Source organism: Streptomyces sp. NPDC047917 (genome assembly GCF_043204345.1).
GTDB classification, from domain to species: Bacteria; Actinomycetota; Actinomycetes; order Streptomycetales; family Streptomycetaceae; genus Streptomyces; species Streptomyces sanglieri.
In genome coordinates this window covers 436,452-452,002 of record NZ_JBIDCA010000001.1, presented here as the reverse complement: position 1 = coordinate 452,002, position 15,551 = coordinate 436,452, and the positions used below count along the sequence as shown (strand labels likewise).

The 15,551-nt window shown below is 72.3% G+C and carries 13 protein-coding genes and 1 pseudogene; 4 read left to right on the top strand and 10 right to left on the bottom strand.

Annotated elements, in window-relative coordinates:
- Nucleotides 1-3 precede the first annotated feature (3 nt).
- Nucleotides 4-1,980 (top strand): FUSC family protein, encoded by a 1,977-nt coding sequence (locus ACGF8B_RS01970; RefSeq protein ID WP_392733864.1) that lies wholly within the window; start codon nucleotides 4-6, stop codon nucleotides 1,978-1,980.
- A 4-nt stretch (nucleotides 1,981-1,984) separates the two neighbouring features.
- Here the strand turns inward: ACGF8B_RS01970 and ACGF8B_RS01965 are convergent, their stop codons facing one another.
- Together ACGF8B_RS01965 and ACGF8B_RS01960 are read right to left on the bottom strand one after the other, a co-directional pair.
- On the bottom strand, nucleotides 1,985-2,386 hold the full coding sequence (locus ACGF8B_RS01965; protein WP_392733861.1) for an RNA-binding S4 domain-containing protein: 402 nt from the start codon (nucleotides 2,384-2,386) through the stop codon (nucleotides 1,985-1,987).
- A 47-nt stretch (nucleotides 2,387-2,433) separates the two neighbouring features.
- Nucleotides 2,434-4,134 (bottom strand): hypothetical protein, encoded by a 1,701-nt coding sequence (locus ACGF8B_RS01960; protein ID WP_392733859.1) that lies wholly within the window; start codon nucleotides 4,132-4,134, stop codon nucleotides 2,434-2,436.
- Between the two features lie 313 nt (nucleotides 4,135-4,447).
- Here ACGF8B_RS01960 and ACGF8B_RS01955 point away from each other — a divergent pair, with 313 nt between their 5' ends.
- Nucleotides 4,448-6,130 (top strand): VWA domain-containing protein, encoded by a 1,683-nt coding sequence (locus tag ACGF8B_RS01955; RefSeq protein ID WP_392733857.1) that lies wholly within the window; start codon nucleotides 4,448-4,450, stop codon nucleotides 6,128-6,130.
- On the opposite strand, the gene ACGF8B_RS01950 is transcribed toward ACGF8B_RS01955, so the two are convergent.
- Both ACGF8B_RS01950 and ACGF8B_RS01945 read right to left on the bottom strand, forming a co-directional pair.
- Nucleotides 6,064-7,275, bottom strand: a complete 1,212-nt coding sequence (locus tag ACGF8B_RS01950) for a sensor histidine kinase (RefSeq protein WP_392733855.1) — start codon at nucleotides 7,273-7,275, stop codon at nucleotides 6,064-6,066. The genes ACGF8B_RS01955 and ACGF8B_RS01950 overlap by 67 nt on opposite strands.
- Nucleotides 7,272-7,925 (bottom strand): response regulator transcription factor, encoded by a 654-nt coding sequence (locus ACGF8B_RS01945; RefSeq protein ID WP_198677111.1) that lies wholly within the window; start codon nucleotides 7,923-7,925, stop codon nucleotides 7,272-7,274. Before ACGF8B_RS01945 ends, ACGF8B_RS01950 begins: the two co-directional genes overlap by 4 nt.
- Nucleotides 7,926-8,073: 148 nt before the next feature.
- Between ACGF8B_RS01945 and metG the strand changes: the two genes are divergently transcribed.
- A complete protein-coding gene (gene metG, locus ACGF8B_RS01940) occupies nucleotides 8,074-9,687 on the top strand; it encodes a methionine--tRNA ligase (protein ID WP_317866893.1) in 1,614 nt (537 codons plus the stop codon).
- A 148-nt stretch (nucleotides 9,688-9,835) separates the two neighbouring features.
- Here the strand turns inward: metG and ACGF8B_RS01935 are convergent, their stop codons facing one another.
- From ACGF8B_RS01935 to ACGF8B_RS01925, 3 genes are all read right to left on the bottom strand, one after another.
- Nucleotides 9,836-10,417 (bottom strand): Uma2 family endonuclease, encoded by a 582-nt coding sequence (locus tag ACGF8B_RS01935; RefSeq protein ID WP_392733853.1) that lies wholly within the window; start codon nucleotides 10,415-10,417, stop codon nucleotides 9,836-9,838.
- Between the two features lie 67 nt (nucleotides 10,418-10,484).
- Nucleotides 10,485-11,312, bottom strand: a complete 828-nt coding sequence (locus ACGF8B_RS01930; protein WP_392733851.1) for a L,D-transpeptidase family protein — start codon at nucleotides 11,310-11,312, stop codon at nucleotides 10,485-10,487.
- A gap of 228 nt (nucleotides 11,313-11,540) precedes the next feature.
- Nucleotides 11,541-12,038: a type II CAAX prenyl endopeptidase Rce1 family protein gene (locus tag ACGF8B_RS01925; RefSeq protein ID WP_392733849.1), complete on the bottom strand. Its 498-nt coding sequence runs from the start codon at nucleotides 12,036-12,038 to the stop codon at nucleotides 11,541-11,543.
- Between ACGF8B_RS01925 and ACGF8B_RS01920 the strand changes: the two are divergent.
- A pseudogene (locus tag ACGF8B_RS01920) lies at nucleotides 12,028-12,465 on the top strand (hypothetical protein); the annotation flags it as partial. The gene ACGF8B_RS01925 and the pseudogene ACGF8B_RS01920 sit on opposite strands and share 11 nt — an antisense overlap.
- A 179-nt stretch (nucleotides 12,466-12,644) precedes the next feature.
- Here the strand turns inward: ACGF8B_RS01920 and ACGF8B_RS01915 are convergent.
- From ACGF8B_RS01915 to ACGF8B_RS01905, 3 genes are all read right to left on the bottom strand, one after another.
- Nucleotides 12,645-13,142 (bottom strand): hypothetical protein, encoded by a 498-nt coding sequence (locus ACGF8B_RS01915; RefSeq protein WP_392733847.1) that lies wholly within the window; start codon nucleotides 13,140-13,142, stop codon nucleotides 12,645-12,647.
- Nucleotides 13,139-14,581 carry an ATP-binding protein gene (locus ACGF8B_RS01910; protein ID WP_392734449.1) on the bottom strand — a complete coding sequence of 481 codons (1,443 nt, stop codon included), beginning with the start codon at nucleotides 14,579-14,581 and terminating at the stop codon, nucleotides 13,139-13,141. Before ACGF8B_RS01910 ends, ACGF8B_RS01915 begins: the two co-directional genes overlap by 4 nt.
- A gap of 218 nt (nucleotides 14,582-14,799) precedes the next feature.
- A complete protein-coding gene (locus ACGF8B_RS01905) occupies nucleotides 14,800-15,495 on the bottom strand; it encodes a response regulator (protein WP_392733845.1) in 696 nt (231 codons plus the stop codon).
- Between the last annotated feature and the right edge of the window lie 56 nt (nucleotides 15,496-15,551).

The following is a 15,551-nucleotide window of genomic DNA, read 5'->3' as shown; positions in this document are numbered from 1 at the left end:
GCGTTGACCGACACCGAGGCCGGATCCGGACGGCGGCGGGCGACGCCACCCCCCTGGCTGGCGCCACCGCCCTGGCTGCTGAGCGGGCTGCGCCCGCAGTCCGCCACGCCCATCGCCCGGGCGGCGGTGGCCCGCGCCTCCGTCTCCCTGGCCGTACCGCTCGCCGCCGGCTTCGCGCTGGACCGCCCGGCGTACGGCGCGCTCGTTTCCATGGGCGCGCTCTCCGGCGTCATCGGCGACACCGCCGACGCGTACCGGATGCGGATACTCAACATCGCCGTGCCGCAGCTCTTCGGCGCGCTCGGCATCATGCTCGGCACGCTGGTGTACGGCACCGGCTGGGGGGCCGTCGCCGCGCTGACGCTGGTCGGCCTGGTCTCCGGGATGATGTCGACGATCGGCGCCGTCGCCTCGGTCTCCGGGCTGCTGCTCCTGCTCAACGCGGTGGTCGGCGCCGGGCTGCCCTTGCCGAGTCCCTGGTGGGTGGCGCCGCTGCTGCTCACGGTCGGCGGCCTGTTCGTGCTCGCCCTGACCCTGCTGGCCTGGCCGCTGCGGCGGAAGCTGCCGGAGCGGGTCGCGGTCGCGGGCACCTACCTCGCGGTCGCCGACCTGCTCGCCGCCGCCGGCACCGACGCCTACGAGGAGCGGCGCCAGGCCGTCACGCAGTCCCTCAACACGTCTTACGACCTGATCCTGGCCCGCCGGGCCCGCTACCACGGCCGCAGCAACGCCATGGTGCGGCTGCTCGCCCAGCTCAACGTCGTCATCCCGCTCGTCGAGGCGGCCCCCGCCGTCCATGTGCGCCGGTGCCCGCTCCCGGACGAGATCCCGGCGGCGGTGCGCGAACTGGCCGCCGCCGTCGAGGAGAGCCGCACCGGCCGCCCCGAACTCACCCTGCCCGCGCCGGACTCCCCCGCCACCCGGGCGGTGGACAGCGCACTGCGGCACGCGGCGGTCGTGGTGCACAAGGCCGACCCCGACCCGTACAACGTCGACGACCGGCTCGGCCGCCCCGCCGTGCTCGGGGTACGGATCCGGCCGGCCACCCGCGACGTACTGCTCTCCGGAGCCTCCTGGCGGTACGGGCTCCGGCTCGCCCTGTGCATCGGCCTGGCGCAGGCGCTGACCTCGCTGATCCCGGTGCCGCGCTCGTACTGGGTGGCGCTGACCGTCACCTTCGTCCTCAAGCCGGACTTCGGCTCGGTGTTCTCGCGGGCCGTGCTGCGGTCGGTGGGCACGGCGGCCGGTCTGGTGGTCGCCGCGCCGGTGCTCGCCGCGGTGCCGGTCGGCTGGTGGGACGTACCGGTGATGGTGGTGCTCGCCGCCCTGATCCCGGCGCTCACCGCGAAGGGCTACGCCTTCCAGACCGCGGCCATCACCCCGGTCATCCTGCTCCTGTCCGACCTGCTGAACCACCAGGGCTTCCATCTGGTCTGGCCGCGCTTCCTGGACAGCCTGATCGGCTGCGCGATCGTGCTGGTGGCGGGCTATCTGCTGTGGCCGGAGAGCTGGCACGTACGGATCGGCCACCGGCTCGCGGACGCGGTGGCGGACATCGCCGACTATGTGGCGTACGCGTTCGAGCCGGGCGGCTCCGGCGACCGGGCGGAGCGGGTGCGGGCCCGGCGCCGGATCTACCGCGACCTGTCCGTCGTACGTTCCGAATTCCAGCGCGCCCTGACCGAACCGCCACCGGTCGGCACCCGGGCCGCGGCCTGGTGGCCGCTGGTCGTCGCGGTGGAACGCATCGTGGACGCGACGACGGCGGCCCGGGTCCGGGTCAACCACGGAGCGCCCGAGCCGCCGCCGGCCGAGGTCGCGGAGGTCCGGCGGCAGCTGCGGGAGCTGGCCGAGGGGATACGGGCCAGCGAGGTGCTGGTGGGGGTGCGCACCGAGCTTCCGGGCGACGAGGAGGGCGTACTGGCTCCGCTGCGCCAGGAGGTGGCGGCGGCCCGGGCGATCGCGTCGCCCCAGCCCTGACGCGTCACCCGGTGGTGCCGTCGCCCCGCAGCCGCTCCATCTCACGCCGGTCCCGCTTGGTCGGGCGGCCCGCGCCCCGGTCCCGCACCGGCACCTGGATCGCCACCTCGCGCGGCGGCGGGGGCGGGCTGTTGTCGACGAAGCACTCCGCCGCCACCGGAGGGCCGACCCGCTTCTTGACGATCTTGGACACGACCACGATCCGGTCGCGTCCGGCGTGCCGGAGCCGTACCTCGTCGCCGACGCGCAGCGCCTGGGCGGGCTTGGCGCGCTCGCCGGCGACCTTCACATGACCCGCGCGGCAGGCGGCAGCGGCCTGCGAACGGGTCTTCGTCAGCCGGACCGACCAGATCCAGACGTCGACCCGAACGCTGCCCTCCGCCTGCGGCGCCTCACCGGAAACCATGCCTCCGACTCTAAGGGCTGTCCCGGGGATCATGGAGGGCGTGGGGATCAGCCGAAGTCGCTGATCACCTCCGACATGTTGTAGCTGTACACCTCACGTTTGCACGCCCCGCACCTGCTCGGCGCGTGCTCGCTCAGCGACCACAGCTGCGGGGCGAAGCCGTCACCGCGCCCGTGCGCGAGGTAGAGGTCCTCGGGCCCGAACGCCGACTCCAGCGTCTTCGCGTTGCCGACGAGCTGGGAGGTTCCGTCGACCGTGCCCGGCGTGGCCTGGAGCAGCCGGCCGTTGTCGTAGCCGTTGCTGCGGTGGAAGTACCACTTGCCCTCGTAGCGGGTGACGCCCTGGATCTTGTGCCACAGCGCCTCGTTGTTGAACTTGGCGCCGGTCGGCAGGCCGTACGCCAGGTCGGCGGGTGCGGTGGTGCCGGTGGCGCCCTCGACGGCGGCGGTCAGCGCGGTCATCGGGTACGTGCCGACGCGGCCGGGGCTCGTGCCGCCGTTGTTGGTGTTGCAGTACTCACCGAGGACCATGTGGTCGGTGTCGGTGCGGTCCAGCGAGATGTACGAGGCCTTCGGGCGGCCGGTGGCGTAGCACTGGTTGCCGCTGGTGGTCCCGCCGTTCTTCGCCGTGGTGAACTTCAGCGTGGCGACCTGCGGCATGACGTAGCGGTAGCCGTAGCCGTACCAGACGTTGCTCTGCCGGCCGATCCGCTTCTTGTCCGTGACGTTGCTGACCAGCCCGTCCGGCGTCGGGTCGTCGACGTCGGCCTTGTTGTCCGGGTTGAGGTCCATGATCTTGCGCAGGTCGAAGACCCGCATGCCGTTGGCGGTGTCGGCGACGTACAGGTAATTGCCGTACCAGACCATGCCACCCGCGTGGATGCCGTTCTGCGCGGCGCAGGAGGACGTCACCTCGGTGGTGCACTTGCCCTCGCTCGCGTGCAGCGCGTCGAAGGAGATGTGGTCCTTGGAGTTCATGTACGGCCAGACCAGCAGCACATGGCGGTACATCCGGGTCGCCTGGTTGAAGAAGCTGACCCGGATGCCCTTCTCGTTGCAGGCGTCCGACGCGGAGCCCTGGACGCAGTTGTCGCGGTCCTTGGCGTAGTTGCTGCGGCCCGGGTTCTCCGCGTCGTAACCGGCCACGGCGATCGGCTCGGCGTTGGACGTGCCCCAGTCCTCGTCCTCCTGCGCGTCCGAGACACCGGTGATGGCCTGCGGCACCCACTCCGAGGAGGTGGCGTCGTCGCTCTTCCAGCAGACGCGGTGGTTGACCGCAAGATCGGAACCATAGATTCCGGCGGTGCCGCAGGCGTCCTCCCACCCGGCGGGCCGATTGGCCTGTTCCATCAGCTCGGTGAGGCCCTGCTTGGGCAGCGCGGCATCCAGCTTCGTGACGAGACCGGAGATGTCGGTGCTCTTCGCCAGCTTGAAGTCGGCGGACCGGCCGGGGACGGGAGCGGCGAGGGCGGCGGCGCCCGGGACGGCCGGGGTGGCCGAGGCCGCCGCGGTTCCGGTTCCGGTTCCGGTTCCGGCGAAGTCGTCCTGCTCACCCTCGGATTCGCTGTCGAACCCGTCGTCCGGCATTCCCTCATTGCCCGGTACGGGGTCGTCGGCGGCCCGCACCGAGGACGGCGGGGCGGACAACGGGACGGCGGCGGCACCGGCCGCCGGGACGAGGCCGGAAAGCATCGCACCCGCCGCGACGGCGCAGGCGGCAAAACGTGTTCTACGGGTTGGTTTCCCCATGCGGAAGCCCTTCTTGGCAACACGGCCGGACAACGGACAACGGTGTGCCCGACTTTGCGTCGGGCACACCGTCCGTTCACGTTAACAAGGCAACTCGGGATCAGGTGCGCACATTTGAACGACGTACATCAGGCCCGCACGGCATGCCCACAGGACTCGTTCGGGGATCGGTTGCGGATCGGTTTCCACACGGGCGGGCCGTGCCACCGAAGGGCCGGATCCGGCCGCTAACCTTACGTATCCGCCCTGGCCAGGGATCAATTCCCACAGGTCGGACATTTCTCGCACCCAACTCACGCGAAAGGCCTCGCCCATGGGCATTCGGAGCTTGCTGCGCAAGGTGTTCGGCCGTGACCGCGCGGAGCAGGACGCGCCGACGGCCACGGTCCCGCCCCAGACCGAGCGCACCGCGCCCGCGGAGTCGGAGCCGGCCACGACGGCGACCGCGACCGCCACGGCGGAGGAGCCGGCCGAGAAGCCGGCCCCGGTGCTCGAAACCGCCCCGGCCTCAAAGGTCTCGGTCCCGGCACCCGCCTCTCCCCGGTCCGCCGGCGACACCAGCGGCCTGGCCTCGGACCTGGTGGCCGCCGCGTTCGACAAGGCATCCGTCCCCACGGTCCCGGCGCAGGGATCGGCACCGAAGCCGGAGTCGACGGAGCCGGAGGCCACGAAGCCGGCGACCACGGAGCCCGAGGCCACGGAGCCCGATCCGGTGAAGCCGGAAACAGTGAAGCCGGAGGCCACCGAGGTCGTCGAGGCCGCCGAGGCCGCCGAGGCCGCCGAGGTCGTCGAGGCCGCCGAGGCCGCCGAGGTTGTCGAGGCCGCCGAGGTTGTCGAGGCCGCCGAGGTTGTCGAGGCCGCCGAGGTTGTCGAGGCCGCCGAGGCCGCCGAGGTTGTCGAGGCCGCCGAGGTTGTCGAGGTCGTCGAGGTTGTCGAGACAGCAGAGGTTGTCGAGGTCGCCGAGACCACTGAGGCCGTCAAGACAGCAGAGGTCGCCGAGACCACTGAGACCGTCGAGGCCACTGAGGCCGTGGAGGCCCCCGCCGAGACCGAGCCGACCGTTGTCGAACTCGAACTCGAACTCGAACCCGAACCCGAGCCCACGCCGGAGCCGGAGCCCGTGACCGCCGAGTCCGAGCCGGAGCCGGTCAAGACCGAGCCCGAGGCCGAGACCAAGGCGGCCGTCGAGCCCGAGGCCGAGGCCCCCGCCCCCGAGCCCGAGGCACAGCCGGAGCCCGCCCCGGCAGCCGCAGCCACCGCAGCCACCGCAGTCGTCGAGGTCCCCGCAGCCACGACCGCCGCCCCCAAGCCCGCCCTCACCCTCGCCAAGCTCAAGTCGCGGGCTCCCGGGCTCGTCGACTCGTACAAGGCGGCCCAGGCCGGGCTGAAGGCGCACGGGCTGACCGGGCTGCGCGCCACCGTCTACCTGGTCCTCGACCGCTCCGGCTCCATGCGGCCGTTCTACAAGGACGGCAGCGCCCAGCACCTGGGCGACCGCACGGTGGCGCTCGCCGCGCACCTGGACGAGAACGCGACCGTCCCCGTGGTCTTCTTCTCGACGGGCATCGACGGCACCGGCACCGTCGGCCTCGCCGACCACGAGGGCCGGATCGACGAGCTGAACGCGGGCCTCGGCCGCCTCGGCCGTACGAACTACCAGCGCGCCGTCGAAGAGGTCGTCGCGCACTACGAGAAGTCCGGCGCGACCGGCCCCGCCCTGGTGGTCTTCCAGACGGACGGCCCGCCGGACGCCAAGCAGGCGGCCAGGCAGGCGCTGGCCGACGCGGCCCGGCTGCCGCTGTTCTTCCAGTTCGTCGCGTTCGGCGACGAGGACGCCAAGGGCTTCGACTTCCTGCGCAAGCTGGACGCCCCGAACGCCGGGTTCTTCCACGCGGGCCCCGCGCCCCGGGAGGTCGCGGACGCCACGTTCTACCGCGAGGTCCTCGCCGCGCTCCCCGCCTGGGTCGCCGCCCGCGAGACGGTGACCGCCGACTGATCGACCGGCAGCCGTACGGTCACGGCGAGCCCGCCCTCGGGGCCCGGCACCGCCGTGACCGTACCGCCGTGCGCCACCGCGATGGAGCGCACGATCGACAGGCCGAGGCCCGATCCACGCCCCATCCGGTCCCGGCCCTCGCCCCGCCGGAACGGCTCGAACAGCCCGGGGATGTCCGCCGCGTCCACCACCGGTCCGGTGTTGCGGACCTTCAGCAACGCCGCGCCGCGGACCGTCGCCAGTGACACGTCCACCGTCCCGCCCGGCACGTTGTACGTGACGGCGTTGGCCAGCAGATTCGCCACCAGCTGCGCCAGCAGCAGCCGGTTCCCGCGCACCGTGCAGAGCCCGGTGGCGGCCTCCACACCCGGGTGCCGGGCCGTCTCCTCCGCCACCACCCGCGCGAGATCCACCGCCTCCCGCTCGCCCTCGGCGAGGCCGCGCTCGCTGCGCGCCAGCACCAGCAGCCCCTCGATGAGCCGCTCGCTGCGCCGGTTGTTGTCCAGGAGCGTCTGCCGGGTCCGTACGAGATCCTCCGGGGTCGGGTCGTCCAGGCCGATCTGGATCGCGGCCCGCTGGGTGGCGAGCGGGGTCCGCAGCTCGTGGGAGGCGTTGGCGATGAACCGCCGCTGACTGTCGAACGCCTTCTCCAGCCGGGCCAGCAGCGCGTCGAGCGTGTCGCCCAGCTCCTTCAGCTCGTCGTCGGGTCCGCTGGACGCGATCCGCTCGTGCAGATTGTGCTCGGAGAGCCGGCGGGCCTTCGCGGTCATGGCGTGCACCGGCCGCAGCACCCGCCCCGCGGTCCACCAGCCGACTCCGACCGCGCAGGCCGTCATCACGAGCAGCGCGGCCGCGGACCACACGAGCAGCTGGTGGCCGGCCGCGTCGCTGACGTTGTCGGTGAGGTCGTAGACGGTGGGCGGCCCGAGACTCCGCCGGGTGATCAGCGGACCGTTCACCGCGTAGCCGGGCTGGACGACCGCGGCGGTACGGGCGATGTCGCGCGCCTGGGAGTCCGTACCGGCGCGGGAGGCGAGGTTGACGGTGGCGAGCAGCGCCGTGCCGAGGATCAGGAACACCCCGCCGTACACGAGCGCGATCCTGGCCCGGATCCTGGAGTGCGGTACGCCGGCCGGCGGCCTCACAGGGCGTACCCCACTCCCTGCACCGTACGGATCAGGGCCGGCTCCCCGAGCTTCCCGCGCAGCTTGCTCATGCAGACGCGCACGGCGCCGGTGAACGGATCGGCGTTGGCGTCCCAGGCACGCTCCAGCAGCTCCTCCGCGCTGACGGTCCCGCCGTCCGCCTCCAGCAGCAGCTGGAGCACCGAGAACTCCTTCGGCGAGAGGTCCAGCTCCCGCCCCTCGCGCGAGGCCGTGCGCCGTACGGTGTCGAGCCGGATGCCGTGCCGTTCCAGCTGCGGCGGGACCGGGCGGGCGCTGCGGCGGCGCAGCGCCCGGACCCGGGACACCAGCTCCGGGAACTCGAACGGCTTGCCCAGGTAGTCGTCGGCGCCGAGGTCGAGCCCGGCGACCCGGTCCTCCATGGATCCGGCGGCGGTGAGCATCAGGATCCTGGTCCGGGAGCCGGAGGCGACGAGCCCGCGCGCCACGTCGTCGCCGTGCACCCGCGGCAGGTCGCGGTCCAGGACGACGACGTCGTAGTCGTGCAGCCCCAGGTAGGCGAGGGCGGCGTCACCGCTGTACACCGTGTCGACGGCGAACCCGGCCCGCCGCAGTCCGGTGGCGACCAGCTCCGCCAGGATCTCCTCGTCCTCGGCGACCAGTACCCGCATCGTGATGTCCCCTGCCTCGTACACGCGTGTCCACTCCCTCCCAGGATGCGTCTTTGCTACGGGAAGGGATGTTTCGCAAAGGTCTCCGCGGCCGTGGACGGGTTTATCGGTGTGAGTTGATCTCCCGCAGGCCGTTAGGATTTCGACCATGGCGGCCACTGGATCCGAGAAGCAAGGGGGCGACGGCGTGAAGAGTTTCTACGTATCGACCCCCATCTACTACGTCAACGACGCTCCTCACCTGGGCCACGCCTACACGACCGTCGCAGGCGACGTGCTCACCCGCTGGCACCGCCAGCGCGGCGAGAAGGTGTGGTACCTCACCGGCACGGACGAGCACGGTCAGAAGATCATGCGCACTGCCGAGGCGAACGACGTCACCCCGCAGGAGTGGTGCGACAAGCTCGTGGAGGAGGCGTGGAAGCCCCTCTGGGAGCACCTGAACATCGCGAACGACGACTTCATCCGTACGACGGAGAAGCGCCACACCGACCGGGTGCAGGAGTTCGTCCAGGACCTGTACGACAAGGGTGAGATCTACAAGGGCGGCTACGAGGGCCCGTACTGCGTGGGCTGCGAGGAGTACAAGCTCCCCGGCGACCTCATCGAGGACGAGGCCGGCGTCAAGCTGTGCCCGATCCACAAGAAGCCGGTGGAGATCCTCAAGGAGGAGAACTACTTCTTCAAGCTGAGCGCCTACGGCCCGAAGCTGATGGAGTTCTACGCGAACAACCCGGGCTTCATCCAGCCCGAGTCCGCCCGCAACGAGGTCGTGAACTTCGTCAAGCAGGGCCTCCAGGACCTCTCGATCTCCCGCTCGACCTTCGACTGGGGCGTCCCGGTGCCGTGGGACGAGAAGCACGTCATCTACGTGTGGGTCGACGCCCTGCTGAACTACGCCACGGCGGTCGGCTACGGCGCCAACCAGGAGAAGTTCGACGGCACGTTCCCCGCGAACGTGCACCTGGTCGGCAAGGACATCCTGCGCTTCCACGCGGTGATCTGGCCCGCGATGCTGATGGCGCAGGGCCTGCCGCTGCCCGGAAAGGTCGCGGCCAACGGCTGGCTCATGGTCGGCGGCGAGAAGATGTCGAAGTCGAACCTGACGGGCATCAAGCCGCAGGACCTGACCTCGCACTTCGGCGTGGACGCGTACCGCTGGTACTTCCTGCGGGCGATCGCGTTCGGCAGCGACGGCTCGTTCTCCTGGGAGGACTTCTCCGCCCGCTACACCTCCGAGCTCGCCAACGACTACGGCAACCTCGCCTCGCGCGTCGCGGCCATGGTCGGCAAGTACTTCGGCGGGGCGCTCCCGGAGGCCACCGCATCGGGTGACGCCGAGAAGGCGGTCCAGGAGGGGCTGGCCAAGGCCGTCGCCACGGCCGACGAGAAGATCGGCGAGGAGCTGGACTTCCAGGCCGGCATCCTGGCGATCTTCGACTTCGTGAAGCAGGTCAACGGCTACATCACGGAGCAGGAGCCCTGGAAGGTCGCCAAGGACACCTCCCCCGAGGGCCAGGCCCGCCTCGCGACGATCCTGTACACGGCCGCCGAGTCGCTGCGCGGCGTCGCGGTCCTGCTGAACGCCGTGATGCCGGAGACCTCGCAGAAGCTGTGGGAGTCGCTGGGCGCCGAGGCGTCCCTGGGCGCACTGGCCGAGCAGCGCGTGCAGGACGCGGGCAGCTGGGGCCGGCTCCCCGCGGGCACGACGGTGACGAAGGGCGCGGTGCTCTTCCCGCGTCTGGAGGAGAAGCCCGCGTAGCGCGGTGTACGTACGGCGAAGGGCGGGACCGCGTCGGCCGGTCCCGCCCTTCGCCGTACCGCTGCTCTCGTGGTCAGGCCGTACCGCTGCTCTCGTGGTCAGGCCGTACCGCTGCTCTCGTGGTCAGGCCGTACCGCTGCTCTCGTGGTCAGCGGACCCAGTTCTTCAGCGGCTCGGTGTCCAGTTCGATCCCCACCGGGTCGGGCAGCTCGACGGTCTTCCCGTACGGCACCGTCACCACCTGCTCGTACCGCACCCCGTCGGGCTGCGAATGCACCTTGACCTCGCAGGTGTCACGGTCGATGAGCAGATAGACGGGGATCCCGGTCTCGGCGTAGGCGCGCGGCTTCTCGATCCGGTCCCGGCGGTCGGTGTCCTCATCGTACGAGGTGACCTCGACGACCATCAGGACACCGTCGGGGCTGGCCCATTCGCCCTGGCCGACGAAGGTGTCGAGCGGGGCGAGCGCCCCGTCCGGGCGGGCGTTGCCCCTGCGGTACGACTCGACGCGCAGACCCTGTTCGGCAAAGAGCCAGTTGCCCGGCCCCGACTGCATGCAGATCTGCGTCAGCCAGGCGATGATCCGCCCGTGATCCCCGTCCGGCACAGCCTTGACCCCCATTTTCCCGTTCACGAATTCCAGACGCAGTGCTTCCTCGGCGCGTATGGCGTGACGGGCAAGGTCCTCGAAGACCTCCTGTGTCAGCACACCCTCGTCAGTCACGGTCATCACTGCCTCCTGGTACGGAAACGGGCTGCCTCCAGCGTACGGGCCCGTATCCCGGCCCGTATCCGGTTCACCGCTCCAGTGCCTCCGCGTCGCCCATCACGACGACCGGCTTCTTCGCGGGGTCGAGGGTGCTCAGGAGTTCCCGCATCCGGTCCAGGGGGAGCGAGACGCAGCCCTGGGTCGGGCCGCCGTGGTCGACGTGGATCCAGATGCCGCCGCCGCGCTCCTGGCCGAGGGGGCGTGCCCGGTCCAGCGGGGTGACGCCGGGGGTCCGGTTGTAGTCGACGGCGACGACGTAGTCGAAGGACCCTTCGAGCTGTTCCCCGTCGAAGCCCTCGCCGCTCACCACGAACGCCGGGTTCCGGTCGTAGGGGAACGCCGTTTCGGGAGGATCGAACAGGCCGCCCCCGTAGGTCAGCCCGTAGACCCCGACCGGGGTGCGCAGATCGCCCTCCCAGTGCTCGTCGGTCCAGCCGTTCAGAGCGTTGTGGGCCGGCCAGCGCGTGGTGACGGGCAGCCAGCCCAGGGCCGGGTTGTCCCGGGCGTAGAGGACCGCGGTGGACAGGCTGGAGTTGTAGGAGTCGCCGGTGACGACGAAGACCTGTTTGGCGGACGCCGGGATCGCGGCCCGGGTGTCAGGCCCCAGCGCGGGGATCTCGCGTGGCCGGACGACCGGCGCGTACGGCCCGGGGGCGGCCCGTCTCCGTACGCCGTCGGCCTGTGGCCCCGCGTCACCGGCGGGCGCCGAGGCGGACGCCCGGGCGGCCGGGTTTCCGGACGCGGTGTCGGAGGTGGTGTCGCCGCACGCGGTGAGCAGCAGCAGCGTGGCGGCACAGGCGCCGGCACGGACGGCGTACGGGGGACGCCGGACGGCCGACGGACGGAACACGGACACGGGAGACTCCTCAGCAGTCGTGGGGGCGACGGCAGCACCGGCGAGCTCCCCGTCACGCCTCCTACCGCCGAGCCCAGTTAACGCCGCGTCGGGCGAGCGCGAATCCGTACGGGGGCCATACGGCTGTATCGCCCGCCGGACACGCGCGCCGACGGGCCGCGGAACCGTCCGGTGCGGGTAGGTTCCGGACCTTGCGTTCAGGGGAGATGACGAAGGGCTGATCGCCGGTCAGGTGCGGGAACCGGTCACGGCGGCGACGGCCATGGAGCCGGCCACGAGCACGGTGATGCCGCCGGTGATCAGGGACACGCGGTCCAGGCCGTATCCCGGGGTCGTCGCGGCGCACACGTTGAGCGAGGCGTGGACACAGACCGCGGACAGCACACCGGGCCCGTTGCCCGGACGGAGCAGGACCATGACGACCCGTACGGCGACGGTGGTGGCGAACCAGCCGGCGATCCAGACCGCGCCGTGATGCGCCTGGACCAGCGGAATCAGATGCCAGGCGCCCCAGAACACCCCCAGCAGGACACCGGTGTTGACCGCTCCCCAGCGCCGGATCATCGGGGCCGTGGCGTATCCGGTCCAGCCCAGCTCCTCCGCCGCGGCGGCGATCAGGAACACCACGGCGAGCACCGGAACCGACGCGAGCGGCAGGGTCGGGCCACCGGCACCGGCCCCCGGCTGCCCGGCGATCAGCCACGCGGTCACCGCGATGGCGGGCATGAGGGCCGCCGCGACCGCGTACCGGCCCCCGCGCGGGACACCGGAGCGTCCGGCCGCCGGTTTCAGCAGCCGGACGACCCCGGCCCGGCCCTCCCGACGGTGGATCAGGGCCCAGGCCACGACACCCGGGCAGACGAACATCAGCGCGCTGACCGGAAGTCCGACGGGCGCCCGGCCGGTGCTGTCGAACCAGGTCGCGAGGGCCCAGAACGGGACGGACGCCACCATCACCAGGACGAAGAACACCAGCAGCGGCCGCTCGCCCGACCCGCGGTCCGGCGCGGTCTCCGGTGCGGTCTCCGACGCTGTGTCCGACGCCGAGTCCGGTGCCGAGTCCGGTGCCGAGTCCGACGCCGAGCCAGGTGCCGAGTCCGGTGCCGTGTCCGGTGCCGTGTCCGGTGCCGTGTCCGGTGCCGTGTCCGGTGCCGTGTCCGGTGCCGTGTCCGGTGCCGTGTCCGGTGCCGTGTCCGGTGCGTGTCCCATGGCTCGCTGCCCCCGTCGTCTCGTGTGCGGAACCGTCGACGCGGCCACGACCCTGCCACGCCGGGACCGCCGGATCCTCAGGGATGACCCGGAGCCGGCCCCGGTGTCGGGGGAGGCCGAGGCTCACCCGTTGAGGAACTCCGCACACCGGTACGGGCCCAGCACCTCGCCGTCGGAGGGTCGCAGGGTGACCTCGACGTCGTCGGTCCTGACCTTCGGTTCGAGTACGGACTGGGCGCGCGCCAGCGTGCACACCAGCTGGCCCGTGCCCTGGTCGCGCCCCGTCCCCGGGTACGAGCCGTCCATGCGCACCGTGACCCGGGTGCCCTCGCCGGTCGCCTCGTAGCCGCCGAGCTGGGGGACGAGAGAGGTGAGCCCGCCCCGCTCCTCGACCGGCGGCGGTTGTTCGGCGAGCAGTTTCAGCACCGAGATGAGGTCGTGGATCTCCTTGTCGAGCAGCGGCACCGCGCGCAGCCCGGCGGCGGACGCGTAGTACAGCCGCATGCCGCGCGTCGGCCCGGACGCGGGCTCGCCCGCCTCTATGACCCCGGTCGGCTGGACGCCGCACGCCACGAGGGCGCCGCCGAGCGCGGCGACCACGATCCCCTGCCGGATCCTCACTCCGTGTCCTTCCTCGTGGGTGGTAGCGGCAGCCGCAGCGTGAACACCGCGCCGCCCCGCGGCCCGTCGGCCGCCTCGATCGTGCCGCCGTGCAGCCGGGCGTTCTCCAGCGCGATCGCCGTGCCGAGGCCGCTGCCCTGTCCGGTGTCGTCGGCCGCGCCGCGGGTGCGGGCCGTGTCCGCCTTGTAGAACCGGTCGAAGACCCGCTCCCTGGTCCCCGGCGGCAGCCCGGGGCCGTGGTCGGCGACCTCCAGCGTCACCCACTCCCCGTCCGCCCCGGGGGCCGTCGCAAGCGTCACGGTGACCGGCGGGGCGCCGTGCCGCAGCGCGTTGCCCACCAGGTTCGCGACGATCACGTCGATCCTGCGCCGGTCGACCACCGCCCGCAGCCCCTCGGGCAGCTCGGTCCGCACCCGGTCCGTCCAGCCGCGCAGCGCCAGCGACGCCCGCACGGTGGCGGCGAGATCCGCCTCGGCCGCGTTCAGCCGTACCGCCTTCGCGTCGAAGCGGGAGATCTCCATCAGGTCCTCGACCAGCCTGGACAGCCGGGCCGTCTCCGCGCCGACGGTACGGGCCGCCCGTGCCGCGTCCGGCGGCAGCTGGTCGGCGTCCTCCTCCAGGACGGTCGCCACCATCGTCATCGCCGCGAGGGGGGTGCGCAGCTCGTGGGACACGTCCGCCACGAAGCGGCGTGCCTTCGCCTCCTGCTCGCGCAGCTCCGTGTCGGAGGCCTGGAGCGCGTCGGCGGTCTCGTTGAACGTCCGGGCCAGATCGGCGAGTTCGTCGTGCCCGGAGACGGCGACCCGGCTGCCGAGGTCCCCGGCCGCCAGCTCACGGGTGGCCCGGCCCAGCTTCCGTACCGGACGCAGGACCGTCCCCGCGGCCAGCAGCGCCAGGACCGCGGCCAGCAGCACCACCGGCACCATGCCCGTCCGTACGGAGTCCAGCAGGGCGGCGGTGTCGTCGCGTTCGGCCCGCAGATCGGTGATCGCGAAGACCTCCAGGCCGGAGGTGCGGCGGTCCCCGTCGGCGAACGTGACGGGCGTACCGACGACCAGGTAGGGATCGTCCCGCCACCGCACCCGCTGGAACCGGGCTCCGCCGCCGGTCATCACGGCGGTCCGCAGCTCGGTGGTGATCCGGGCCCTGGTGTCGGCGAGCGAGTCGGAGACGGCGGAGAGGTCCTGGTAGCGGGCGACGACGATGTTCCCGCCGAGCCCCTCCGACACCCGGGCCGCGAACCGGGACAGCGACTGCTGGTCGGGCGGTACGTCGAAGTCGGCGGCGACCGCGGTGACCCGCTCCCGGAGGTCGTTCACGGCGGTGTTCTGGGTGCGCTGGAGCACGGCCGTGCGGGCGTCCCGGTAGGCGAGGGCGGTCGCGGTCACCGCGCTGATGAGCGCGACGACGACGAAGGTGACGACGAGCCGGAGACGCAGCCCGCCGACGAGCCGCCGGGAGCGCCGATCCGGGGCGGCGCCGCGCCCGCCTCCGCCACCGCCCGTACGGCTCGCGGAAGCCTTCTCCGTACGGCTCGCGGCGGCCTTCCCGGTACGGCTCGCGGCGGCCTTCCCGGTACGGCTCGCGGCGGGCGTGCCGTCCGCACGGCTCGCGGCGGCCTTCTCCGTACGTTTCAAAGCGGCCTTCTCCGTACGTTTCACAGCGGTCCGAAGCGGTAGCCGAAGCCCCGCACCGTCTGGACGTACCTCGGCCTGGCCGGTACGTCCTCCAGCTTGGCCCGCAGCCGTCCGACCGCCGCGTCCACCAGCCGGGAGTCGCCGAGGAAGGTGTGGTCCCAGACGGATTCCAGGAGCTGTTCGCGGCTCAGGACCCGGCCGGGGGAGGCCGACAGCTCCAGCAGCAGCCGCAGTTCGGTGGGCGGCAGCGGGACCGGGGTGCCGTGCTTGGTGACGGTCAGTCCGGCGCGGTCGATCACCAGCCCGGCAAGGTCGCCGGCTCCCCCGCGCACCGGCCCGGACGGTTCCGCCCGCCGCAGCGCGGCCCGGATGCGGGCCTCCAGGACGGGGGCGGTGACCGGCTTGACGACGTAGTCGTCGGCGCCCGCCTCCAGACCGGTCACGATGTCCGAGTCGTCGCCGCGTGCGGTCAGCATGATGACGGGCAGGGTCGCCGAGCGGGCGCGGATGCGGCGGCACACCTCGAAGCCGTCCATGCCGGGCAGCATCAGGTCCAGGACGGCCAGTTCCACCCGCGCGCCCCGCTCCCCGGCCAGCAGGGCGAGGGCCTGCTCGCCGGTGGCGGCGGTCTCCACCCCGTACCCGTGCCGGCGCAGCACGAGCTCCATCCCGTCCCGTACGGACGCGTCGTCCTCGATCAGCAACACATGCGGCATGGAGCCGATTATGTGCATGCCCGGACCGCCCGCGTCTGCCCCGGACAGGGCCGGAA